At 67.7% G+C, this 23,075-nt stretch carries 21 protein-coding genes and 1 pseudogene; 15 read left to right on the top strand and 7 right to left on the bottom strand.

Annotation, left to right across the window (positions count from 1 at the left end):
- Window positions 1–2: 2 nt before the first annotated feature.
- From BM372_RS03095 to BM372_RS03080, 4 genes are all read left to right on the top strand, one after another.
- A complete protein-coding gene (locus tag BM372_RS03095) occupies window positions 3–611 on the top strand; it encodes a type II secretion system F family protein (protein WP_090951638.1) in 609 nt (202 codons plus the stop codon).
- Between the two features lie 196 nt (window positions 612–807).
- Window positions 808–1,092, top strand: a complete 285-nt coding sequence (locus tag BM372_RS03090; protein ID WP_090951633.1) for a DUF4244 domain-containing protein — start codon at window positions 808–810, stop codon at window positions 1,090–1,092.
- Window positions 1,089–1,541 (top strand): TadE family type IV pilus minor pilin, encoded by a 453-nt coding sequence (locus BM372_RS03085; RefSeq protein WP_143111419.1) that lies wholly within the window; start codon window positions 1,089–1,091, stop codon window positions 1,539–1,541. Before BM372_RS03090 ends, BM372_RS03085 begins: the two co-directional genes overlap by 4 nt.
- Window positions 1,542–1,654: 113 nt before the next feature.
- The gene (locus tag BM372_RS03080; RefSeq protein WP_371261693.1) at window positions 1,655–2,053 is read left to right on the top strand and encodes an Rv3654c family TadE-like protein; all 399 of its coding nucleotides are present in this window, start codon (window positions 1,655–1,657) and stop codon (window positions 2,051–2,053) included.
- A 63-nt stretch (window positions 2,054–2,116) separates the two neighbouring features.
- On the opposite strand, the gene BM372_RS03075 is transcribed toward BM372_RS03080, so the two are convergent.
- Entirely contained in the window at window positions 2,117–4,540 is a 2,424-nt protein-coding gene (locus BM372_RS03075; protein ID WP_256214008.1) for a DEAD/DEAH box helicase, read from the bottom strand.
- Between the two features lie 157 nt (window positions 4,541–4,697).
- On the bottom strand, window positions 4,698–5,390 hold the full coding sequence (locus tag BM372_RS03070) for a GNAT family N-acetyltransferase (RefSeq protein WP_090951627.1): 693 nt from the start codon (window positions 5,388–5,390) through the stop codon (window positions 4,698–4,700).
- 117 nt (window positions 5,391–5,507) lie between these two features.
- On the opposite strand from BM372_RS03070, the gene BM372_RS03065 reads away from it, so the two are divergent.
- A complete protein-coding gene (locus BM372_RS03065) occupies window positions 5,508–6,401 on the top strand; it encodes an oxygen-dependent tRNA uridine(34) hydroxylase TrhO (protein WP_090951624.1) in 894 nt (297 codons plus the stop codon).
- A gap of 13 nt (window positions 6,402–6,414) precedes the next feature.
- On the opposite strand, the gene BM372_RS03060 is transcribed toward BM372_RS03065, so the two are convergent.
- A complete protein-coding gene (locus BM372_RS03060; protein ID WP_256214007.1) occupies window positions 6,415–6,957 on the bottom strand; it encodes a hypothetical protein in 543 nt (180 codons plus the stop codon).
- Between the two features lie 145 nt (window positions 6,958–7,102).
- Window positions 7,103–7,576, bottom strand: a complete 474-nt coding sequence (locus BM372_RS03055) for a hypothetical protein (protein WP_090951618.1) — start codon at window positions 7,574–7,576, stop codon at window positions 7,103–7,105.
- 225 nt (window positions 7,577–7,801) lie between these two features.
- Between BM372_RS03055 and BM372_RS03050 the strand changes: the two genes are divergently transcribed.
- Both BM372_RS03050 and BM372_RS20950 read left to right on the top strand, forming a co-directional pair.
- The gene (locus BM372_RS03050; RefSeq protein WP_090951615.1) at window positions 7,802–8,617 is read left to right on the top strand and encodes a MerR family transcriptional regulator; all 816 of its coding nucleotides are present in this window, start codon (window positions 7,802–7,804) and stop codon (window positions 8,615–8,617) included.
- 51 nt (window positions 8,618–8,668) lie between these two features.
- Entirely contained in the window at window positions 8,669–10,339 is a 1,671-nt protein-coding gene (locus BM372_RS20950) for a DUF7059 domain-containing protein (RefSeq protein ID WP_090951613.1), read from the top strand.
- A gap of 57 nt (window positions 10,340–10,396) precedes the next feature.
- On the opposite strand, the pseudogene BM372_RS03040 reads toward BM372_RS20950, so the two are convergent.
- Window positions 10,397–11,608 (bottom strand): annotated as a pseudogene (locus BM372_RS03040) (MFS transporter); the annotation flags it as partial.
- Window positions 11,609–11,706: 98 nt separating this feature from the next.
- On the opposite strand from BM372_RS03040, the gene BM372_RS03035 reads away from it, so the two are divergent.
- From BM372_RS03035 to proC, 8 genes are all read left to right on the top strand, one after another.
- Window positions 11,707–12,429 carry an ArsR/SmtB family transcription factor gene (locus BM372_RS03035; RefSeq protein WP_256214006.1) on the top strand — a complete coding sequence of 241 codons (723 nt, stop codon included), beginning with the start codon at window positions 11,707–11,709 and terminating at the stop codon, window positions 12,427–12,429.
- A gap of 194 nt (window positions 12,430–12,623) precedes the next feature.
- The gene (topA, locus tag BM372_RS03030; protein WP_090951609.1) at window positions 12,624–15,359 is read left to right on the top strand and encodes a type I DNA topoisomerase; all 2,736 of its coding nucleotides are present in this window, start codon (window positions 12,624–12,626) and stop codon (window positions 15,357–15,359) included.
- 64 nt (window positions 15,360–15,423) lie between these two features.
- On the top strand, window positions 15,424–15,858 hold the full coding sequence (locus BM372_RS03025) for an SseB family protein (protein ID WP_090951605.1): 435 nt from the start codon (window positions 15,424–15,426) through the stop codon (window positions 15,856–15,858).
- Between the two features lie 63 nt (window positions 15,859–15,921).
- On the top strand, window positions 15,922–16,911 hold the full coding sequence (locus BM372_RS03020; RefSeq protein ID WP_090951603.1) for a Ppx/GppA phosphatase family protein: 990 nt from the start codon (window positions 15,922–15,924) through the stop codon (window positions 16,909–16,911).
- A 141-nt stretch (window positions 16,912–17,052) separates the two neighbouring features.
- Window positions 17,053–17,394, top strand: coding sequence for a YciI family protein (locus BM372_RS03015; RefSeq protein WP_090951600.1), 342 nt, complete (start codon window positions 17,053–17,055; stop codon window positions 17,392–17,394).
- Between the two features lie 15 nt (window positions 17,395–17,409).
- The gene (locus BM372_RS03010; protein WP_090951597.1) at window positions 17,410–18,762 is read left to right on the top strand and encodes an RNA polymerase sigma factor; all 1,353 of its coding nucleotides are present in this window, start codon (window positions 17,410–17,412) and stop codon (window positions 18,760–18,762) included.
- A 102-nt stretch (window positions 18,763–18,864) separates the two neighbouring features.
- Window positions 18,865–19,449: a hypothetical protein gene (locus BM372_RS03005; RefSeq protein WP_177235859.1), complete on the top strand. Its 585-nt coding sequence runs from the start codon at window positions 18,865–18,867 to the stop codon at window positions 19,447–19,449.
- 548 nt (window positions 19,450–19,997) lie between these two features.
- Entirely contained in the window at window positions 19,998–20,831 is an 834-nt protein-coding gene (gene proC / locus BM372_RS03000) for a pyrroline-5-carboxylate reductase (protein ID WP_090951594.1), read from the top strand.
- A 57-nt stretch (window positions 20,832–20,888) separates the two neighbouring features.
- Here proC and BM372_RS02995 read toward each other — a convergent pair whose 3' ends face one another.
- Window positions 20,889–21,527: a potassium channel family protein gene (locus tag BM372_RS02995; protein ID WP_026266712.1), complete on the bottom strand. Its 639-nt coding sequence runs from the start codon at window positions 21,525–21,527 to the stop codon at window positions 20,889–20,891.
- A 40-nt stretch (window positions 21,528–21,567) separates the two neighbouring features.
- Window positions 21,568–22,998, bottom strand: coding sequence for a TrkH family potassium uptake protein (locus BM372_RS02990; RefSeq protein WP_090951591.1), 1,431 nt, complete (start codon window positions 22,996–22,998; stop codon window positions 21,568–21,570).
- Between the last annotated feature and the right edge of the window lie 77 nt (window positions 22,999–23,075).

The following is a 23,075-nucleotide window of genomic DNA, read 5'->3' as shown; positions in this document are numbered from 1 at the left end:
CCGTGAGACCGGAACTGGCCGGAGCCGTGGTGGCGACGAGCCTTGCCGGCGCAGCAGTCGTGGTCCTCGCGCGCCGCGGTCACGTCCGTGGGAGGCTCCGCCGTCAATTCCTGTCCGCCGCAGACGAGACCGCGCGGCGGGCAGCCCCAGCCGCCGGCCGGCGCGGACACCCCGGGTTCGCTGGTCTGTGCGACACCGCCATGATGCTGGAGCTGATCGGAGCCATGCTCGACGCCGGGGCCGGGTTGGGCCGGTCCTTGGAACTCATGGCTGACCTGGTGCCGCCGGAACTTGGACGGCAGCTTCGGCCGGTTGCCTCAGCACTCGCGATCGGCGCGGATTGGGAGACGGCGTGGCGCAGCTCCGGTGCCCAGGCGTCCCAGGTCCTCGCCCTGCGCGACGCCCTCACCTTCGCCGCGCTCACCGGCGCCCCGTCCGCGGCGCTCCTCCACGCCCAAGCGGCCCGGCTCCGCCGTGAACGGAACAGAGCCGCCGAGCAGCGGGCGGCGGCCCTCGGAGTGCAGCTCGTCGTGCCGCTGGGCCTGTGCTCCCTGCCTGCGTTCGTCTGCCTGGGCGTCGTGCCGGTGCTCCTGGGGCTGCTCCCGGGCTGATGCTCCGGGCTGGCTGCGGGCCGTCGACGGGCCGTCCGGCGGAGGGCCCGTGACTTCTCCTCCACAACCCAGTGCGCTGAGCTGACCGCGAGCAAGTTTTCCACTTGGCGGACGTCGGGACTTACCGCCCAGGGCCCGGGCCGGGAGAGTCGGATTAGCCGGCGATCCTGCCGGCATCCCGTGGAAGGAAAACCAGATGTCAATGAATCAGGAAACCCCCGGTGTGAAGCGCGAAGTCTCCGGGGAAGGAGGCGTCGCAGAAGTGAGCGAGATCTATCCTGGCGCCAGCTCGGTTAGCCCTGTGCAGCGGCGCGGACGCACAAGGCCGCGCTCGGCACAGGCGGGAATGGCCACCGCGGAATATGCCATCGCAACTCTCGCCGCCGTGGGGTTCGCGGGCGTCCTCGTGTTCATCATGCGCAGCGATGAAGTCCGCGGATTCCTCCTGAATCTCATTCGGACGGCGCTCGCATTGCCATGAACGGGCTGAAGCATGCCAAGGCGAACCGCGGTGGGCGGGGAGCCTCGCCCACCCCGGCTTGCCGGGGTGCGGTGACTGCGGAGTTTGCCGTGGCTTTGCCCTCCGTCGTCCTTTTGCTCGCGCTACTGCTCGCAGGGTCGGCCGCCGGCGTCACCCAAATCCGCATCGAGGAAGCCGCCCGGGGCGGTGCACGTGCATTGGCTAGGGGAGCCCCGGCCGGCGAGGTAGGAGCGATAGTTCGCCGGCTCGCCGGCGAAACGGCGGGGTCGACCGTCGCCCTTGACGGCGAATGGCTGGGTGTCACCGTGTCCGGCCGCGTCCCCGGGCCTGTCGGGTCGCTCATTCCCTGGACTCTTAGCGCCAGTGCCTGGACCCGTGCTGAAGCATCCGGCGCGGTGCGTCCGTCCGCGCCGGATGAGGTCTCCCGCTTCCCGGGGCAGCGCGCATGACGCCGCTGGCCGATGGGCGGGAAACCGGGCCGCGGCACCGGCATCGCCGCCGTGACCGGGGGTGCCGGTCTCAGGAGCGGGGAGCCGGGACGGTCCTGGCCCTGGGAGTGGCATTGGTCGTCATTATGGGCGCGGCTTTGTTGCTGCTGCTGGCCCAGTCAGCCGTCGCGGCGTCCCGGGCGGCGGCGGCTGCAGACCTCGCGGCGCTTGCTGCCGCGGACGCCGCCCGGGGAATCACGCCCGGCGACCCATGCGCCGTGGCCCGCGCCGTTGCGCTGAAGAACAACGCGGCGGTCCGCGGCTGTTCCCAGGCTCCTGACGCGTCAGTCCAGGTCCGCGTCGAGCTCAACGCCGGACCGCTCCTTGGGGTAGCCAGGGGGCTGGCCAGAGCGGGGCCGCCGTCGGGCCCGGCCGCTGTCCCCCGGGGTCCGGCCGCTGACCCGCGCCCGGGCCCGGCCGCCGTCCCGCCCGCTGTCCCCCCGGGCCCGAACGCTGTCCCGCCCCCTGGCTGACCACAACACACGCCGCCGCCCCTGGCGAGCCATGGCCCTGCCACCTGCAGCGTTAGGGTGCCTCTAGGTGCGGAGCGGTTCGGCGGGGTTTCCTCCCAAGGTCCCGGCCCCGGCCGCGGTGTCGGGGTTGTCTGTGTTCATGAATTCGGTGGCGTCCTTGAGCAGTACGTCGATCAGTGTGACGGCAGCGTCCTTGTCGAGCGGGTTGTTTTTGTTGCCGCACTTGGGTGACTGGACACAGGACGGGCAGCCGGATTCGCACTCGCAGGCCTTGATGGCGTTCCGCGTGGCGGTCAGCCACACCCGGGCCTTCTCGTAGCCGCGTTCGGCGAAGCCGGCCCCGCCGGGATGGCCGTCGTAGACGAAGATGGTGGGCACTCCGGTGTCGGCGTGAATGGCCGTCGACACCCCGCCGATATCCCAGCGGTCGCTGGACGCCACCAGCGGCAGGAGACCGATGGCCGCATGTTCGGCAGCGTGCAGGGCGCCGGGGAACTGCGCCTCGATCAGTCCCGCGCCCGTCAGAGAGCGGTTGTCCACGACAAACCAGACTGCCTTGGTAAACAGGTCCCTGGCGCCCAGTTCCAAGGGTTCCTCGCCGAGGATCTCATTAGAAATCAGTGCCTTGCGTTGAAAGGAGACCACCTGGGTTGTCACTTTCACATCACCGAAATGCACGGCCACGCCGCCCCACTCGGTGGTGCGCTCCGTTTCCAGGACCTCGATCTGGGTTATGTCGCGGGCGGTCGTGTAGTAGTCGGGGTTCGCCCGGCGGACCATCACACAGTGGTCGCCCTCATTGAGGTCCTCCACGACATAGCTGTCACCCTGGTGGACATACACGGCGCCTGTGTGGGCCTGGTAATGGGTCTGCGGTGAATCCATCGTGCCGAGCAGGGAGCCCGTGTCGGCATCGACGATGCTCACCGGGCCCCCGCCGTCGGCCCGCAGGTTGACCATTCCGGCGGCGCTCTGCGGGTGGGTCCAAAACCATCCGGCCGGTCGTTTGCGAAGGTAGCCCTGCGCGACCAGCCGGTCCAGCAGCTTTTCGGACGTGGCTCCGAAGAGCCCCAGTTCGGAGAACCCCAGGGGAAGTTCCGCGGCGGCGGCGCAGAGATGCGGGCCCAGGACATAGGGATTAGAGGGATCGAAGACGGTGGCTTCCACCGAGACGTCGAAAATCGCCTCGGGGTGGTTCACCAGATATGTGTCCAGCGGGTCGTCGCTGGCCACGAAGGCCGCAATCGCGTCTTGGCCGGCCCTGCCAGCACGGCCGATTTGCTGGAACATCGACGCGCGGGTGCCTGGCCAGCCGGCGACCAGCACGGCGTCGAGACCGGAAATGTCGATGCCCAGTTCCAGAGCGGATGTGCTGGAGACGCCCAGCAGCTCACCGGAGCGCAGCGACTTTTCCAGCGCCCGGCGCTCTTCGGGCAGATAGCCTGAGCGGTAGGCGGCCACTCGTTGGGGCAGGCTGGGGTCCACCTCGTCGAGGAGCCGCTTGGTGATCGAGGAAATGGTCTCGGCCCCGCGTCGGGATTTGATGAAGGCAATGGTCCGGGTCTGGGAGGACACCAGGTTGGCCAGCAGATCCGCGGTCTCCGCAACGGCGGTGCGGCGCTCCTTGGCACCGTTTTCGCCGCGGACTTCGGTCAGGGCCGGCTCCCAGAAAGCCACGGTGGTGGATCCGTGGGGGGAACTGTCTTCGGTGACAGCACGGACCGGTGCGCCGATGAGCCTGCCGAAGGACGTCCCGGGTTCGGAGGATGTGGCGGACGCCGCGATGAACACGGGGCCGGGATGCGAACCGCCGGGGCTGTAGTAGGCACAGATGCGGCGCAGCCGGCGCATGAGGTTTGCCACGTGGGATCCGAACACGCCGCGGTAGCTGTGGGCCTCGTCCACAATCACATAGCGCAGGCGCCTGAAGAATTTGGCCCACCAGGCGTGGTTGGGGAGAATCCCGAAGTGCAGCATGTCGGGATTGGCGAGGATGAAGTTCGCGTGGTCGCGGATCCAGCGCCGGGAAGCCGGATCGGTGTCGCCGTCGTAAGTTTCGGCGCGGACGGTGGGCAGCTTCAGGGCGCGGATCGCTGCCAGCTGGTCGGCGGCCAGGGCCTTGGTGGGCGACAGGTAGAGCGTCACGGCGCCGTCGTCGTGGATCTTGCCCGGATGGGCCAGGACCCTAAGCTCGGAACGGTGGATCGCGTCCAGGGAGGGCAGCTGATACGCCAAGGACTTGCCGGAGGCCGTGCCGGTGGCAACGACCACGTGCTTTCCGGTGTGGGCCAGTTCGGCGGCCTGGACCTGGTGACGGTAGGGCTCGTGGATGCCCAGGGAACCGTATGCGTTCACGAGATCGGGGTGGACCCACTCTGGCCACGGCGAATTTACGGCCCGGCGCGCGGGGATTATTCGCACATGACGCAGCTGTTCCGGGTCCGGGCCTCGGCCCAGCAGCGGAATCAGGGACTCATGCGGGTTCACCCATACATTCTTTCATCCGGCCTCAAATCGCGCGGTCGGCCGCAACTAGAGGCACGGAAGCCCGCTGTTGCCGGCCCTCTTGCGGCGGGGCCGCACGGACGTGAAAACGGCGGCACCAGGACGCCAGAGCGCAGGCTGCCCGTTGAGCAGTTGAGTCTCAGCCGACGGACAGATCCGCTCCCTCGTCCGACGTCGAGAGCATCAGCACGTGGCAGACCGTGCGCCAGCCGAGGTGCGAATAGAGCTTTTGACCGTCCAACGAGGCGAGCAGCAGTCCGGAGTCGACGTCGTGTTCGAAGGCCTGCGCCGCCAGGGCCTTCATGATGAAGCTGCCCAGCCCGCGCCGCTGGTAGGTCGGCGACGTCACGATGTTGTCAAAGATCGCGGTACGCCCCACGACAAACACCCGCCCGCTCGCGGCGGTCTCTTCACCTGCGCGGACCACAGCGTGGTGGACGCCATCGGTCCGGGACGTCTCCAGCCTGAGGTCGTCGTCGGAGAGCCAGGGGTCTTCCGAATCCTGGGTCTCCATGTCCACGATCATCATGGTCTGGGAAGCCGACGTGGCGTGGAGGCCGTTCTGCTGGCCCAAAAACGTGTAGCGGGCCACGTCGTTGGTGAGGACCGTGAGGACCCTGGCTGGCACTTCGGCCGTCTGTGCTGCCAGCTCGGCGAACTCCGGCTCGGACGGGTCGTAGGCGAAATATTCCCATTCGCCGGTGGTGTCCGCGCGAAGGGCCGCGGGGAACCGTCCGACTTTGCGCGTCTCATATCCGCGACAGCCAGCCCATCCGGCAACCCAGATGTCGAGCAGGTGCGTGGTGTCTTCAACCATGGCGTCAAGACTCATGTGATGAGCGTATTCCAGCCGTGCCGCCAGCAACAGGGGGCGGCCCCGGGAAGAGCGCTTGCTTATCCAATTGTGACTGTCTCTGCGCCCCTCTGCCCAGCCGGTACCCTTAAAAGTGTGGCTTTGAACAGGATTGTGCTCTTTTACGGATTTACCCCCCTCGCTGACCCGGACGCCGTCCGGCTCTGGCAGCGCGCGCTGTGCGAAAAGCTCGGCCTGACCGGCCGCATCATCATCTCCAAGGACGGCATCAACGCCACGGTGGGCGGCGAACTCAACGCCGTGAAGCAATACGTCAAGACCACGCGAGAGTACAAAGGCTTCCACAGCATTGACGTGAAATGGTCCGACGGCGGTGCGGCAGACTTCCCGCGGCTCAGCGTCAAGGTGCGGGACGAGATCGTATCCTTCGGCGCGCCGGGCGAACTCAAGGTCGACGCCGGCGGGGTAGTCGGCGGCGGCACGCACCTGAAACCCGAGGAACTCCACGCGCTCATTGCTGCCAAGAAAGAGGAAGGCGACGACGTCGTGTTCTTCGACGGACGCAACGGCTTCGAGGCCCAGATCGGCAAGTTCAAGGACGCCGTGGTCCCCGATGTCGCCACCACCCATGACTTCATCAAGGAGCTTGACTCGGGCAAATACGATGCCCTCAAGGACAAGCCTGTTGTCACCTATTGCACCGGGGGCATCCGTTGCGAGGTGTTGTCGAGCCTCATGGTGAACCGCGGGTTCAAAGAGGTCTACCAGCTCGACGGCGGCATTGTCCGCTATGGGGAGACCTTCAAGGACCAGGGTTTGTGGGAAGGTTCCCTCTACGTGTTCGACAAGCGGATGCATCTGGAGTTCAGCGAGGACGCCAAGACGATTGGCGAATGCGTCCGCTGCTCCGCCCCTACGAGCAAGTTCGAAAACTGCTCCAATCCGAGCTGCCGGACGCTCACGCTCTATTGCGCCGGGTGCGCCGCCAGCCCGGAAACCCTGCGGTGCCCGGACGGCTGCGCCGCCTGACCGGGGCGCGCCGTCAGATCCGGTTCACTTGATAGGCGAAGTTGGCCCCGGCGCGTCCGCCGACCTGGATGGACAGCACAGTGGGCGCGGATAGCTGGACAACGCTGACCCGTGATGTCCCGCAGCGCAGGCTCAGGTCTACCAGCGGCTCTTTTGCGTCACGGACGGTGAAGGACACCCGCCCCCGGCTCCTGCACGCCAGCGTCAGGGAATAGGTGCCGACAGGCAGCTGGGTGGTCGAGTCGGCGTGGGTCTCACCGGCATTTACGGAGCCGAAGCTTTTGTGCAGCACGTGCCCTTCGTCGTCGGGCAGCACATCGTCGGCCCAGTCGTCCAGTTCTTCACCCGATACCGGCTCGTTCAAATGGGGATCCTGCGGCAGGGCGCCCCCGGTGGGCGAGGCGGCAACGGTGGGCGACTCATCGTCCCAGTGGTCAGCGCCGTATTCGTACTCGCAGCCGGAGAGGGCAGTCCCGAGGATCAGCGCAACTGCAAGCACCGCGGCGGCAGCCGGAGTGCGTCGTCGCGGCATCGGGCTCGCCGGCGCTGGTGTCATACCCTGAGATTAAGGCCGTCAGGTGTCCTGCGCCAGAGGCTGCAAGGTCCGCGGCTGCCGCAGTCCTGCCCGACGATCCGAAAGTCCGCGGTTGCCGCGGTCCTGCCCGACGATCCGGACGCAGGGTCCGGGACGGTAAGGGGGCCTACCCGGCAGCAGCGAGATGGTACGCGTAGAGAAGCGGCGCATCCACGCTGGAAGTGCTGACCTTGACCTCGCCCGTGGCGGGTACTTTGATGTGGGCGGTTTCGCGGCTGCCGTTGCAAGCGGCACCTGCTTCGGCCAGCTGTTTGGCGCCCTGGCTGACGGTGAAGAAAGCCTTTCCGCCGCCGTCGCAGCTCATGGTCAGGGTGTAGGTGCCGGCGGGCACGGTGGGAGCGGCCCGGACGATCGCGTCCCGGTTGAGGATCTTGCCCGCGTCCTCCAGCACAATCCCGGTGGCAGTGGGCAGGGCGGTAGCCTTCCACGCCGGGACATCGGCGTTCTCAACTGAAGGGGCCGGGGAACATGACGCCGCGGTTAGACCGACGACGGCGGCCGCCGCCCCCGTAAGAATCAGCCGGAGCCGTGGGGCCTTGCCTTGGCGCGGGGCCGGGGTAGGGGAGGAGGGGAAAACCATGTCTCCAACCTACCGTTTTGCTTAGGCCACCTCCCGCCCGGCGGTCCCGGCCGGCCTTTTCCCCGCACCCTTGACGTTGACGCAACGTCAGAGTTTAGAGTCAAAGCCACGGGCCGGCAGCGGTCGGTCGGCGGCACAGACTAGCGGCACAGAGTAGCGGCACCGGCAGCCCGGCGCCGGGAGGAGCGCCACAGCCGGTGGCCGGACGGGACGGAAGGCGGAGCGATGGACTGGTCCGTGCAACAGATTGCCACCTTGGCCGGCACCACGAGCCGGACCTTGCGCCACTACGACGACATCGGCCTGCTCAAGCCCAGCCGTACCGGCAACAACGGCTACCGGTACTACGGCCAGGATGCGCTGGTGCGTCTGCAACGGATCCTGCTCCTGCGCGACTTGGGGCTTGGGCTGCCGGCGATCGCGGACGTGCTGGGCAACGAGGCGGATGCAGGGGAAGCCCTGGGCCTGCATCTGGAATGGCTGCAGCAGGAACGGGACAGGCTGGGCAGGCAGATCACTGCGGTCCGGCACACCATTAAGGCATTGCAAGAGGGAGGAAATATCATGGCGGAGAAAATGTTCGACGGCTTTGACCACACCAAATACCGGGAGGAAGTCCAGCAGCGGTGGGGCAAGGACGCCTATGCGGCCGGGGACGCCTGGTGGCGCGGCATGGGGAACGAGGAGAAGGCTGCCCGGGCGGAGCGGTCCCGGCAGCTTGGCGCAGACTGGACGGCGGCGGCACAGTCCGGAGTCCCGGCCGGCAGTGCGCAGGCGCAGGAGCTGGCCCGTCGCCACGTCGAATGGTTGAGGGCCATCCCCGGGACCCCGGCGGCACCCGTCGCAGACACCAGCACAGACATCAGCACAGCCACCGGCACCGACGCCGGCGCGGACAGCGCGCCGGACATCAAGGCGTACGTGACCGGCCTCGGTGAGATGTATCTGGCTGATCCCCGGTTCGCCGCCAATTACGGCGGCGCCGAGGGCGCAGCCTTCGTCCGGGACGCACTGCGGATCTATGCGGAGGATCAGCTCTAACCGGAGCCGCGCTGACGCGGGCCTACGCTGGCCCCGGACTAAACTTGTCCGGTGACTTCCTCAGCGCAAAGCCCCGCCACGCAGGCCCCCTCAATCAAGGCGCCGTTCACGGCCGGCAACACTCCGGAGGCCCCGCGGACTGACCTGCCCGGGCTCCTCGGGGCACTGGCCGGCGCCCTGCGGGCGGTTGGCTACACCGTGGACGGCGTTGCGGAGCTGCTCGGCGAAGCGGCACATGAGGCCCTCAGCCGGGACCAGCTCATCCCGGCGCTGATCGTCACCCGCCGTGCCGCGGGTGAGCCGGCGACGGCGGCGCTCGCCGCCGTCGTGCGTCTGTGGCTCCTGGCCGAGCCGCAGCGCGCGGAGACACTCGACGCCGCCCTGCCCGGTATCGGCACGGAAGGACTCATGGAACTCGGGCTCGTGGAGCCGTCGGACGCGGACCTGGTCCAGGCGAAGGTGGATCTGAGGCCGTATGGCTGGGACGCCACCCAGGGAGACGACGGGGTTGCGGGCGGCGGGGCCGACCTCTGGGTGGCCAGCGACCTCGCGGCCCACCAGCGCGCCGGCGTCCTCCGCCACGACCACGTCCTGGGGATCGGGCAGGCCTCCACCACCCTGGTCCAGGTCACCGCCCGCCGGCACGTGGCCAAGGCCCTCGACCTCGGCACGGGCTGCGGCATCCAGACCTTCCACCTGCTGCACCATGCCGAGCACGTGACCGCTACGGACATCTCCGAACGAGCACTGGCCTTCACCCGCTTCAACCTGCTGCTCAACGCCGCCGAGCTGCACGTGGACCCGGCCGACCTTGACGCCCGGGTGAGCCTGAGGCTCGGATCCTTGCTGGAGCCCGTCGCGGGAGAGAAATTCGAGCTGGTGGTGTCCAACCCGCCGTTCGTCATCACTCCCCGCAGCCCCGGCGAGACCGCCACGGACCAGTTCACCTACCGCGACGGCGGTCTGCCGGGGGACGACATCGTCGCGTCGCTGGTCCGCGACCTTCCCTCCGTCCTAGCTCCGGAGGGAACGGCCCAGCTTCTCGGCAACTGGGAGATCACTGCGGGCGCCGGCTGGGACGAACGGCCCCGAAGCTGGGCCCGCCCGGCCGCCGACGTCTGGTTCATCCAGCGCGAGCAGGTGGGGCCGGAGCAGTATGCCGAGACCTGGCTGCAGGACGCCTCCGAGAACCGCGACCGCAAGCTCTACCAGGACTCGTACGCGGCCTACCTCGATGACTTCGCGGCGCGCGACGTGGCCGGGATCGGTTTCGGCATGATCTGGCTGCGCCGGCCGGCCGAGGGTGCGGGGCAGGTGCTTTCCCGTTTCGAGGAGATCACGTACCCCATCGAGCAGCCGGTCGGACCGCACCTGGGCGCCGCCGTCGAACGGGCCGATTGGCTGGCCGCCCATGATCTGGCCGCCGCCCACTTGCTGGTCGCGGAGGACGTCACGGAAGAGCGCCACCAGCGCCCGGGCGCCGAGCACCCCGGCGTCATCCTGCTGCGGCAGGGCGCCGGTCTACGCCGTACCAACCTGCTCAGCACCGAGCTGGCGGGCTTCGTTTCAGCGTGCGACGGCGACCTGTCCGTCGGGCAGATCATCGGCGCCCTCGAGGCCCTGCTGGGCGGCTACGAGGGGTTTGACGGCGCCCAGTTCCGCGCCGGCCTGCTGGCCGAAGTGGGGAACCTGGTCCGCGACGGCTTCCTGCTGCCCGCCTGAGCCGAGGGCCGCCGCAGCGCCGGCGCCGGTGTCCTCCCGGCCGAAGCGGGGCAGAACGTAGGCCGCAAGGGCCAGGGCTACCAGCACGCTGGCTGCCCCGGTGAGCCAAAAGCTGGCGCGCACCGGCAGGAGTGCGCCCAAGAGGCCGCCCAGAGCCAGCGCGCCAATGGACACGGCGCGCGTCAGCCCGCCGACGATGGCCATGGCCTGGCCCCGTCCACTTTCCGGAATCCGCAGGATCGCGATCGCCCCGAAGCAGGCGTTCAGGACGCCGCAGGCCGTTCCCATCACCGTGTAGGCCACGAAGAGCAGCTCCACGGTGGGGACGGTCCCCATGATGATCAGCATCACCGAGGCCACGATCATGGAGCACAGCAGCACGCGCAACCGCACCGCCTGCGCCTTGATGCTGCCGGCCATCGACGCCCCCGCCGCCATGCCGAGGCCGAACGCTGCGGTCAGCAGCCCGTACTGCATTTCGGTGGCGCCAAGGTCGTCGCGGGCCAGGAACACCTCAAGAACATTTGTGGCCTCGCCAACAATGATGAAGAACATCGCGCCGAGCACCAAGGCCCAGACCAGGCTGTCCCGGCGGATCAGGCGCAGCCCGTCGAGCAGCGCGGGTTTCACCTGGCCGGCCCGCTCGACTGCCGTGCCGCGGCGGGTCCGGATCAGCAGGGCACCCAGCCCCAGGGCGAGGTAGCAGCCGCTCGCCACGGCAAACACCAGACCGGCTCCGCCCCAGCCGCTGAGCAGGCCGCCCGCGGCGGGCCCGACCATGCCCGCAATCATGATGGTCGCCTGCATGGTCCCCATCGCCCGCGGCGTGCGCTCCTCGCCGACGATGCGGGGCAACAGGGCCTGCCAGGTCGGACCGGCCACAGCCTGGGCCGCGTCGAGCAGGAAGGTCATGGCGAACAGCACGGGCAGGTGATTGTCCAGATACTCCATGCCCAGGCCCATGACGGCGACCGCGGCGGCGCTGACCGCGGAGGTCGCCGTCGCCAGGGTGCGGGAATCCCGTGTGTCGGCGAGCCGGCCGGCCCACGGGGCCAGCACCACCAGCGGCAGCGCCGAGCACAGCAGGTAGCCGGCCACGAGCCAGGGACCGGCGACGGGGGTCCCGCCGGCGGCTGCCGCGTTCCGCAGGTGCAGCATCACGCTGACGACGACGGCGCCCGTCCCCGCCGTCGCAACGAACCGGGCGGTGCCGGCAACTAGGAAGTCGCGGTTGCGCCAGAGGGGCCGCAGCACTGCCGGGGCCGGCATGTTATGAAGTGTCTGTTTCATAAATGGCAAGCTAGCCCCGCCCGGGAATAGATGTCAAGCATTTCTTTCATAGTTTGGCGGATGGATACACTGGAGGAGTGAACGCAGAAACCCCGACGGCGGAGCCCGCAGCCCCGACCGCCAAGCGCCGGCACCGTCCGGAGAAGCAAGTGGAGATCACCGACCCGAAGGCGATCCGGGCACTGGCCCACGCTGCCCGGCTGGAGGTCATTTCTGAACTGTATTCCACCCAAGCGAGCCGGACAGCCACCGAGCTTGCCGCTCAGACCGGCCTGACGCCCAGCGCCATGAGCTACCACCTGCGGGCCCTACAGAAGTGGGGCATCGTAGTTCCCGCTGCCACCGCCGGCGACGCCCGGGAACGACGTTGGAAGGCCGCCGGCACGGACTTCACCATCCACTCGCTCGGGGGAGTGGCCGGCCCTGAGATTGCCGTTCTGGACCTCGAACTCGACGCCTACCGCCGCCGGGCCCTGGCGTACGCTAAGGCCCGCAATGAACGGCGCGAGGCCGGCGACACCGCCGAAGGCCCCTCCTCCGTGGTGCTGGCCAGCAACCTGTTGTACTTGACCCCGGAGCAGCGGGCCGAACTGACGCGGCGCGTTTTCGACCTCCTGCGGGACTACGAACTTCAGGACCCGGACCACGTGCCCGAGGGCGCTGAGCGCATGGCCACCATGTGGTCGATGATTCCGGACGACCGGGGTGCGCCCTCCGAAAAGGCCCCCACAGCGGCCTCCACCAAGGCCCCGGCAAAGGCCCCCGCCGGGACCTCCACCAAGGCCCCGGCAAAGGCCTGAGCACGCTTCCGGCGCGGAACCGAGCCGATGTCCGGCAGCCGCTCCAAGTGCCCCGGACAAGCTGCACTTTTCCGGCGGGAATTCCCTTCCGGAGGGCGACTATTTCCGGCCGGATGCGCGCGATTCGGCAAAATATGGTGAACTAGGCGGGTATGGGCGCATCTGCCCGAGCCACCTTTTTCTGTAGGAGCACCGTGCCAAGCAAGGCCAAGACCGGCAAGAAACTCGTGATTGTGGAGTCTCCTGCCAAGAGCAAGACCATCGCCAAGTACCTGGGCGAGGGCTTCATCGTTGAGGCCTCCATCGGTCACATCCGCGACCTCCCCCAGCCCTCCGAGCTGCCCGCGGAACTGAAGAAGACCCCGCTGGGCAAGTTCGCCGTCGACATTGAAAACGACTTCAAGCCGTACTACGTGGTGTCTGCGGACAAGAAGAAAAAGGTCGGCGAGCTCAAGGCACAGCTCAAAGACGCCGACGCGCTCTATCTCGCAACCGATGGGGACCGCGAGGGCGAGGCCATCGCGTGGCACCTGCTGGAAGTCCTTAAGCCCAAGGTGCCGGTCTACCGGATGACCTTCGGCGAAATCACCAAGGAAGCCATCCACCGCGCCATGGACAACCTGCGCGATGTTGACCAGGACCTGGTGGACGCGCAGGAGACCCGGCGCGTCCTGGACCGGTTGTATGGCTACGAAATCTCCCCGGTGCTCTGGCGCAAGGTGGCCCGCGGACTGTCGGCGGGCCGTGTGCAGTCCGTGGTGACCCGCATGGTGGTGGACCGGGAGCGTGAGCGCATGGCGTTCAAGGCAGCCTCCTACTGGGACCTGACCGGCCAGTTCGGTGCCGAGTCCGGCTCCTTCAAAGCCAAGCTCGCCGCTGTGGACGGCGCGAAGGTGGCCAGCGGCCGCGACTTCAACGACGACGGCGAACTCACCGCCCGCAACGTCGTCCACCTCAACGAGGAACTGGCCGCCGCCCTGGCAGCCGGCCTGCAGACCGCGGACTTCCGTGTCCGCTCGGTCGACACCAAGCCGTACACCCGCCGTCCGGCGGCGCCGTTCACCACCTCCACGCTGCAGCAGGAGGCCGGCCGCAAACTGCGCTTCTCCTCCAAGAGCACCATGCAGGTGGCCCAGCGGCTCTACGAAAACGGCTACATCACTTATATGCGTACGGACTCGTCCGCACTGAGCGACGAGGCCGTTACCGCGGCCCGGCGCCAGGCCTCCGAACTGTACGGCACGGAATACGTTCCCCAGTCCCCGAGGGTCTACAGCAGCAAGGCCGCCAATGCCCAGGAAGCCCACGAGGCCATCCGTCCCGCCGGCGACTCCTTCCGCACCCCGGCGCAGGTCGCCAAGCAGCTCTCCGGTGACGAATTCCGGCTCTACGAGCTGATCTGGAAGCGTACCGTCGCCTCGCAGATGGCTGACGCCAAGGGCTCCACCGCCACCATCCGCCTGGGCGCCGTGACCGTGGGTGGCGCCGCCGCCGGCCGCGATGCCGAGTTCTCGGCCTCCGGAACTGTCATCACCTTCCCGGGCTTCCTGGCCGCGTATGAAGAGGGCAAGGACGAAAGCCGCGGCGATGACGACACCGACGAGGCCCGCCGCCTGCCCAACGTGGCCAAGGACGACTCGCTGACCGCCTCGGACATCGTCGCCGTCGGACACGAGACCTCGCCGCCGCCGCGCTACACGGAAGCCTCCCTGACGGCAGAGCTGGAAAAGAAGGGCATCGGCCGCCCGTCGACCTACGCCTCCACCATCTCCACGATCCAGGACCGTGGCTACGTCCGGAAGCAGGGCTCCGCGCTGGTCCCGAGCTGGATTGCGTTCTCCGTGGTCCGGCTCCTCGAACAGCATTTCCGGGACTACGTCGACTACGAGTTCACGGCCGACATGGAAGCGGACCTGGACAAGATCGCCAACGGCGAGGCCGCCGGGCCGGCCTGGCTCAAGCACTTCTATTTCGGCGAAGACGCCGACCCCGGCCTGCTGAGCATCGTGAACAACCTTGGTGAGATCGATGCCCGGGAAATCAACTCCGTGCCGATCACGGACGGGATCACGCTGCGGGTGGGCAAGTTCGGCCCGTACCTGGAAAGCTCCGTGCCCACGGTCGATCCCAAAACCGGGGAAGTCGTCGAGGCCGCCCGCGCCAACGTCCCCGAGGACCTTGCACCGGATGAGCTCACCGCGGCCAAAGCCGTTGAACTCATGGAGACCGCCGCCCCGGAAGAACGTGTCCTCGGCACGGACCCGCACACGGGCCACACGATCGTGGCCAAGAACGGCCGCTACGGCGCCTACGTCACCGAGATCATCCCGGAGATGACCGAGGAACAGCTGGCCAGCCAGCCCGTGGAGTACTACAAGAACGGCAAACCGAAGCCGCCGAAGAAGCCCGTGAAGGCCAAGCCGCGCACGGGGTCGCTCTTCGCCTCCATGAGCGTGGAAACGGTCACCCTGGACGAGGCGCTGCAACTCATGAGCCTGCCCCGCGTGCTCGGCCAGGACGCCGAGGGCAACCCGATCACTGTGCAAAACGGCCGGTTCGGCCCGTACCTGAAAAAGGGTACGGACTCCCGCTCGATCGGCTCCGAAGAGGAGATCTTCACGATCACGCTCGAGGAGGCGCTGGAGATCTACTCGCAGCCCAAACAGCGCGGCGCCCGTGCCGCCGTGCCGCCGCTGGCGGAGTTCGGCCCGGACCCGGTCTCGGAGAAGAACATTGTGGTGAAGGAAGGCCGCTTCGGCCCGTACATCACCGACGGCGTCACCAACATCACCGTGCCGCGCAGCACAGCGATCGAGGAGCTGACCCGGGACCGCGCCGTCGAACTTCTGGCCGAAAAGCGGGCCAAGGGCCCGGTCAAGCGGACGGCCACGCGCAAGGCCCCGGCCCGGAAGGCCGCCGCCAAGAAGTAGGGGCCGCCGGACGGGAGCGGAAATGCGAATTGCGGAGCGGCCGCGGACGTGATCGAGTAGGAACATGACTGAACAGCCCGCACACCTGGACAACCAGCCGCTGAACGAGCTCGAAGAGCAGCTTGCCCGGGGGGAGCAGCCGGACGCCAACCCGGTGGACGTGATCCTGGCCTTCCTCAACAACGAGGTCTACGTGCTCAGCTCCGACGCCCTCGAAGGCCCCGACTCCCAGGTGGAGCCGCTGGTCCTCGCGAACTCGTCGGGCAAGCCCGTCCTGGCCGTTTTCTCGCACCCGAGCCGCGTCCCCGGGCAGTATCTCGACGCCGCCCCCAACGTTCTGGGCACACAGGGCGCCGCGATCCTGGGCAACCTCGGCGACGAGCTCGGCATGGTGATCAACCCCGGGGCCGCCTTCGGCTTTGAAATCGACCCCGAGGGCGTGGCCAACATCCGCCGCGACTTCAAGCCCTCCGACGAGCCCGCGGACGGGGAAGAGTAGGGCCGGGAACAGTAACGACGCGAACAGTTCGACCAGCCGCTTCCGCCCGGCAATAATGGCAGCATGCGTCTAGGCGTCCTCGACATCGGGTCCAACACCGTCCACCTCCTGCTGGTGGACGCCCATCCCGGCGCCCGGCCGGTGCCGTTCGCCTCGCACAAACGGCCGCTGTCGCTGGTGCAGTTCCTCGATGACGACGGCAACATCAACGACGCCGGACAGCACGAACTCGTCGAATTCGTCCTCGAAGCGTGGGAATTCGCGGCCAAACATAAAGCCGACGACCTCCTCGCGTTCTGCACCTCGGCCATCCGCGAGGCCACCAACGGCCCCGAGGTCCTGGCCCGCGTCAAGCACGAAACCACCATCACCCTCCGTGAGCTCACCGGCAGCGAAGAGGCGTCCATGACGTTCTTTGCGGTCCGGCGCTGGTACGGCTGGGGCGCCGGGCCCATCCTGAACCTGGACATCGGCGGCGGCTCGTTCGAAATGGCCCTCGGACAGGATGAACTGCCCGAACTGGCGATGTCCGTGCCGCTTGGTGCCAGCCGGCTCACGCGTGACTGGCTCCCCGAGGACCCGCCCTCGGCCAAGAGCATCAAGGAGCTGCGCCGCTACATCCGCTCCACACTCAAACCCGCCGTCCGCAAATTCGAAAAGCTGGGTCGGCCCAACCTCGTGGCGGGCACATCCAAGACCTTCCGGTCCCTCGCCAGGATCGCCGGGGCCGCGCCCAGCGCCGCCGGGCCCTACGTCAAGCGGGAACTGCTGTCCCTGGACCTGGGGCTCTGGACGCAGCGCATCTCGGCCATGGAGGTGGAGGACAGGCTCCACCTGCCCGGTGTCTCCGAGGCCCGCGCACGCCAGGTCCTCGCCGGCGCCCTGGTCGCGGAAGCGGCCCTGGAATTATTCGGGTTCACCACCATGGAAATCTGTCCGTGGGCGCTCCGCGAGGGACTCATTCTGCGCCGGCTGGACCAGCTGGTCTTTGAGGGGCCGCTGCAGCCGGCACCGCATGTGGCGCGCGAACCTGCCGGGCAGCTGGACTCCTGAGCCGGCCCGTCCCGGCCCCGCCGCCCGGTCCCAGGAGTGCCGATCCGCAGCGTCGATCCGGTGTCGATCCGCACGGATCCTGTTCGTGTATTAGCTGAGAGGCCGGCACTCCGCCGGCCGAGCCAACAAGGAGGCACCGAGATGTCGCAGTACCTGCTCAGCATTTACCAGCCCGACGGCCCCGCTCCGGACCCTGAGTTCCTCGAGCCCATCATGCGTGACCTGGCTGCCCTGAACCGTGAGATGCGGGAGGCCGGGGCCTGGGTGTTCGCCGCGGGACTCCACCCCGCAGAGTCCGCCACAGTCCTGCGCCCGAATGAGGGTGAAATCCTCATCACGGACGGTCCGTTCACCGAAGGCAAAGAGCACCTTGGGGGCTTCACCGTCATCGAAGCCGAGGATCTGGACGAGGCCATCGGCTGGGCGCGCAAGCTCGCCGGCGCCACCACCCTTCCCGTTGAAGTGCGTCCCTTCCAGCACTAGCCGCGGCGGGGCGAAGTGAGCAATCCGAGTGCAGATGCAAGTGCGGGCGAGGCGGAAATTGCCCGGGTGTTCCGGCACGAATACGGCCGCGCCGTGGCCGTCCTGACCCGCACCTTCGGGAACATCGACATTGCCGAGGACGCCGTGCAGGACGCGTTTGCGGCGGCTGTCCAGCACTGGCCCTCGGCAGGAGTCCCGCCCAGCCCGGCCGGCTGGATTATCACAACGGCGCGGCGCCGGGCGATTGACCGGCTGCGGCGGGAGACGGCGCGCGAGGACAAACAGGCGCAGGCGGCCTTGCTCGCGGCGGCGCGGTCCGGCGGCGCACCGGCGCCGGCTGCGGAAGAGCAGGTCCTGGCGGAACAGGCAGGCAGGGACGAGGTGGAAGACGACACACTGCGGCTGATTTTCACCTGCTGCCATCCCGCCCTCGCCAGATCCGCCCAGGTGGCGCTCACGCTGCGGCTTCTGGGCGGATTGACGACGGCGGAGATCGCCCGGGCCTTTCTGGTGCCCGAGCCAACCATGGCGCAGCGGCTGGTCCGCGCCAAGGCAAAGATCCGCGATGCCAAGATCCCGTACCGTGTCCCGCAGGGCGCCGAACTGCCTGAACGGCTGCAAGCGGTACTGGCGGTCGTTTACCTCATCTTCAATGAAGGCTACAACCCTGGCGCCACCCCTGGCGCCGCGGACAGCCCGGCACGTGCGGAACTCTGCGTGGAAGCCATCCGGCTTGGCAGGCTGTTGGCATCCCTGATGCCCGACGAGCCGGAGGCCACGGGGCTGCTGGCGCTGTTGCTGCTCATCGAGTCCCGCCGGGGCGCGCGCTTCGCCCCCGACGGCGGCCTCGTGCTGCTGGCGGTCCAGGACCGCGGACGCTGGGACGGCGCCCTGGCCGCCGAGGGCCAGGAGCTGGTGCGGCAATGCCTGCGGCGTAACCGTCCGGGTCCGTACCAGATCCAGGCAGCGATCAATGCTGTCCACAGCGACGCTGCGACCGCCGGGGACACTGACTGGGCGCAGATCGTGCAGTTATATGACCAGCTTCTGGCCGTAGCGCCCGGGCCGGTGGTGGCGCTCAACCGCGCCGTCGCGCTGGCTGAAGTGCGCGGCCCCGTTGCCGCCTTGGCAGCCACAGAGGACCTTGCGCTGGACAACTACTACCTCTTCCACGCGATCCGTGCGGACTTCCTGGTTCGCCTCGGCCGCCTTCCCGAGGCTGCCGACGCCTACAGGCGGGCGCTCGGGTTGGCCGGGACGGAAGCCGAACGCCGGTTCCTGGAAGGGAGGCTGCGGAGCACCGGGCGCTGCAGGGCCGGAGCCGGTGAGCGACAAGACCCGCCTGCTGCCTGCAACTCTGCTTCCTAAATGTGTCAAGCATTTCTGGCCCGCGGGATAGGCTCGCCTGGGACCGGAACAAGCATTGACTCCAACTGTAAAGGCGGGAATTCCTTGGATTTACTCGGCGGCATGAGCCGCGACCAGCTCAGCATCTTTTCTTGGGTCGCGGCCACAGTCTTCGCGCTGGTGGCGGGACTCTGGCGTCCGCGCAGGATTTATTGGACGGCGCTTGGTTCCGTCCTGCTCTTCGCGGCCCTCAACGCGGGTGCCGGGATTTACGTCCTGAACCATTTCGGTGACTCGCGCTGGTCTGCAGGGGGAGAGCCGCCGCTGACCGCTCCGTCGTTTTCCGGGACACCTGTCGTGGGGCAGTTTCTGGGCCCCCTAGACTCCGCGCTGAACGCAGTGGTCGGCGGGGTGAACGAGTTCCTGGCCTTCAAGCAGGCACTTCCCGTGGCGCTGGACTTCCTTGCCGCGTCCGGCTGGGCCCTGCTGGTGTCGTTCCCGCTTGCCCTTCTCGCCGCCGGCATCAGTTACGCCGTGGCCAGGCGCCGAACGGCGGACTTCGAAAAATACCGCGCCACTGTTGACCTGCTCAAGGAAGAGCTTGAGCAGGTCAAGCGGCAGATCTCGTCAGGGAATTCCATCGACACGGCACTGCCTGCAGAGGGCGAGGTTACTGATGTGCGGCCCGCGCTGACGCGCAGACGATGATTCAGGTGGGTGCTGGAGTTGGCGTCAGTCCAAATAGCCCCAGTTGACCCATGTCAGGCCTGCGGCTGCCTGGGTCCCTTAAACGAATTACGCCGGACGCCTGGAGCAGAACTTGGGGGAACTCTGCTGCAAACGCCCGGCGCATAGCCGGCTCCGGCGGAGCCGGCTATCATCACTCGCACCTGTAGAGGCACCTCCTAAGTTAGTGTCCGTAGATGGGCGGACAGCGGGAATTGGCTGTGAGTTCGCTGGCAAGCCCGACGGCCGTCTGCGGAGGTCCGGGGAAGGCCGCTAAAACGCGGCGCGGTAAGTCCGTCGCGACAAGGGGTTGAACCGCAGGGGGTTAAACGGCAAAGGCGCCGGCGGCCTGCTGCAGGAAAATGGACAAACCCGCTACAAACCACCGGCGCCGCGCAGGCATCCGCATGCCTGCTGCATCACTCGCACCCTCAATGAGGTACTTACTACGTTAGGGCCCGAAGTTGTGCAATGACTGCGGCGAAGGTGTGAGCTGGCTGGGAATCGCACCGGACTGCAATGATGGGGACATGAGCAACCGAATCGCATTCCTGGGCTGTGGGTCAATGAACGAGGCAATCATGGGCGGGCTGATTGATGGCGGCGTCGACCCGGCCGACATTGTCGCTACCGTGCGCCGGGCCGAGCGCGCCGCAGAACTCGCGGAACGCTACCACGGGATCACCGCCATCGCCGGCGAAGAAGAACCAGAGAACAACAAGGAGGCCGCCACGGGCTCCGGCGTCGTGATCCTCGGCGTCAAGCCGGTCGGCATCGCGGATCTGGCACGGGAAATCAGCGGCTCCCTCTCCCCGCACACGATCGTCATCAGCGTTGCCGCCGCCGTGTCCCTGCAGCAGCTGGAGGCAGCACTGCCGGCCGGCCAGCCCGTCATCCGGACCATGCCCAACACGCCCGCCAAACTGGGCCGCGGCGTCGTCTCCGTCTCGGCCGGGACGAACTGCTCCCCGGAGCAGCTCCAGCGCGCGAAGGACATCCTCGCGGCCGCCGGAACGGTGGTGGAGATACCCGAAGAGCAGGTGGACGCCCTTTCGGCGATCAGCGGCTCGGGCCCGGCCTACGCCTTCTACCTGGCTGAGGCCATGGCGGCGGCCGGGGTGGAGCTGGGCCTGGACCCTGAGCTGTCGCTGCTGCTGGCCCGGGAAACCGTCGCGGGTGCGGGCTTCATGCTGGCCGAGCCGGGCGCGGAGCCCGGTGCGCTGCGCAAGGCGGTCACCAGCCCGAACGGCACCACGGAAAGGGCCATCGCCACGTTCGACGAGCGGGGCATGCCGGCCATCATCGCGGACGGCGCCCGGGCGGCCGCCGCCCGCGCCGCGGAAATCACCGGGCAGCTCGCCTAAACCAGCTCGGGCAGCCGGCGCCGGCTGCCCGCGGCGTCGGGGTGGCCACGTTTGCGGCTAGGGGCGTGCGGCGAACCGTTCCAGCAGGTCGACGTGGCCCGAAACAATGAGCATGTCCCTGGAGGAGACCTTGGTTTCCGGCCGCGCGTAGGTGAAGTCTTCGCCCGGAGACTTCACGCCAACAATCGTGACGCCGTACTTGGACCGGACCTTGGACTCATCAAGGGTGAAGCCCACGGTTTCGCGCGGCGGATACATCTTGACGATCGCGAAGTCGTCGTCGAACTCGATAAAGTCCAGCATGCGGCCGGAGACCAGGTGCGCCGCGCGGACGCCGGCATCAGCCTCCGGGTAGATGACGTGGTTCGCGCCAATCCGGGTCAGGATTTTGCCATGCGAAGGGGTGATGGCCTTGACCCAGAGGTGTTCGATGCCGAGGTCCACGAGGTTCACGGTGATCAGCACCGAGGATTCGATCGAGGTCCCCACACCCACGACGGCGGAACTAAATTCCTGGGCGCCGAGCTGGCGGAGCGCGTCGATGTTGGTGGCATCCGCTTCCACGACGTGCGTCAGGACGCTCGCCCACTTCTGGACCAGGGTGCGGTCGCGCTCAATGGCGAGCACCTCCCGGCCCTGCTTGACCAGCTGCTCTGCGGTGGATGCGCCAAAACGGCCCAGCCCGATCACCAGCACCGGGGCGTTGTGGGCGGGGCGGTTGACGGCGCCTGAGGAACTAGCCAATGATCGGTCTCTCTTCCGGGTAGTGGTACAGCTGGCTGCGCTGGCGCAGGGCCAGTCCGGCCGCAAGGGTGACTGTCCCGACGCGCCCGGCAAACATGAGCGCGGCGAGGACGTAAACCCCCGACGGCGGCAGTTCGGCACTGAGATTGGTGCTCAGGCCCACCGTGGCGAAGGCGGAAATGGTTTCAAACAGGACCCGGTCCAGGGAGGCGCCGCTGATGTTCAGGAGCAGGAGGGCCGAGACCGAGACGAGCGTCGCGCCCGCGACGATCACCGAAATGGCCACGCGCATGGTGCCCTCCGGGATGGTCCGGCCGTAGATCTTCACGTCGGCGTCGCCGCGGGCCTCGGCGGTGATCGCCAGGAACATCACGGCGATGGTGGTGACCTTGATGCCGCCGGCCGTGGATGCCGAGCCGCCGCCGGCGAACATGAGGGCATCGGAGAGCAGCATGGTGGAGGATTCCATGTAGTTCTGATCGACCAAGTTGAAGCCGCCAGAACGCAGCATGACGGAGGCAAACAGCGAGTGCGTGATCTTATCCCCGAGGTCCATGCCCCCGATGGTCCGCAGGTTGTCCCACTCCAGGAACCCCCAGAGCACGGTCCCGGCGGCCAGGAGAATGAAAGACACCTGGATGGTGAGCTTGGTGTGCAGGTTCCATTTCTTCCACCGCAGCCCGTTCTGCTGCAGCACCATGACCACGGGGAAGCCCAGACTGCCCAGGAACACACCTAGCATGAGCGGGACGAGGATCCACAGATCGGTCTCGTACGGGACGATGCCGTCCGAATGCGGCGTGAATCCGGCGTTGTTAAAGGACGAAATTGAGTAGAAGACTCCGTGCCACACGGCCTGCGGGAAACTTTCGCCGAGGACCAGGAAACGGGGGATGAGAACCAACGCCAAGACACTCTCGATCACCACGGAGGTTACGATCACGATCCGCAGCAGCGTACCGACTTCGCCGAGCCGGCCGGCGTTCATGGCCTCCTGGGCGATCAGCTTGCCGCGGACGCCGAGCCTCTTACTGACCATGAGAGCCAGCAGCGACGCGAGCGTCAGAGTGCCCAGGCCGCCCACGAAAATACCCACCAGAATCACCAGCTGGCCGAAGAAGGACCAGTGCACGGCCGTGGAGACCACGGTCAGACCCGTGACGCAGACGGCGGACACCGCCGTGAAGAGGGCCTCGTCCAGGGGTGTGGGCTGTCCCGTTGCGGAGGCCACGGGCAAGGACAACAAAGCGGTGAAGACAAGGATCACGACGGCGAAGGCCGTGAGCGCCAGGCGTGCCGGCGAGCTGTTGGCGATGCCGTCAATGAAGTCGCGCAGGCGTGTGAAGATCCACAGGCCGTCCCGCTCCCGCAGGCCTGGCTGCCAGTTGGCCGGGCTCGTGGACCGCGACTGGCTTTGCGTCATGTTTTTCCTCGGTTGAAACTGCTTCCCTCAGTAGTAAACCACTAAACGCCGCGTCATGGCCGCCAGCACTCCTGCGC

Source organism: Arthrobacter sp. ov118 (genome assembly GCF_900116495.1).
Taxonomy (GTDB): Bacteria; Actinomycetota; Actinomycetes; order Actinomycetales; family Micrococcaceae; genus Arthrobacter.
This window is presented reverse-complemented; position numbering and strand designations above follow the sequence as displayed.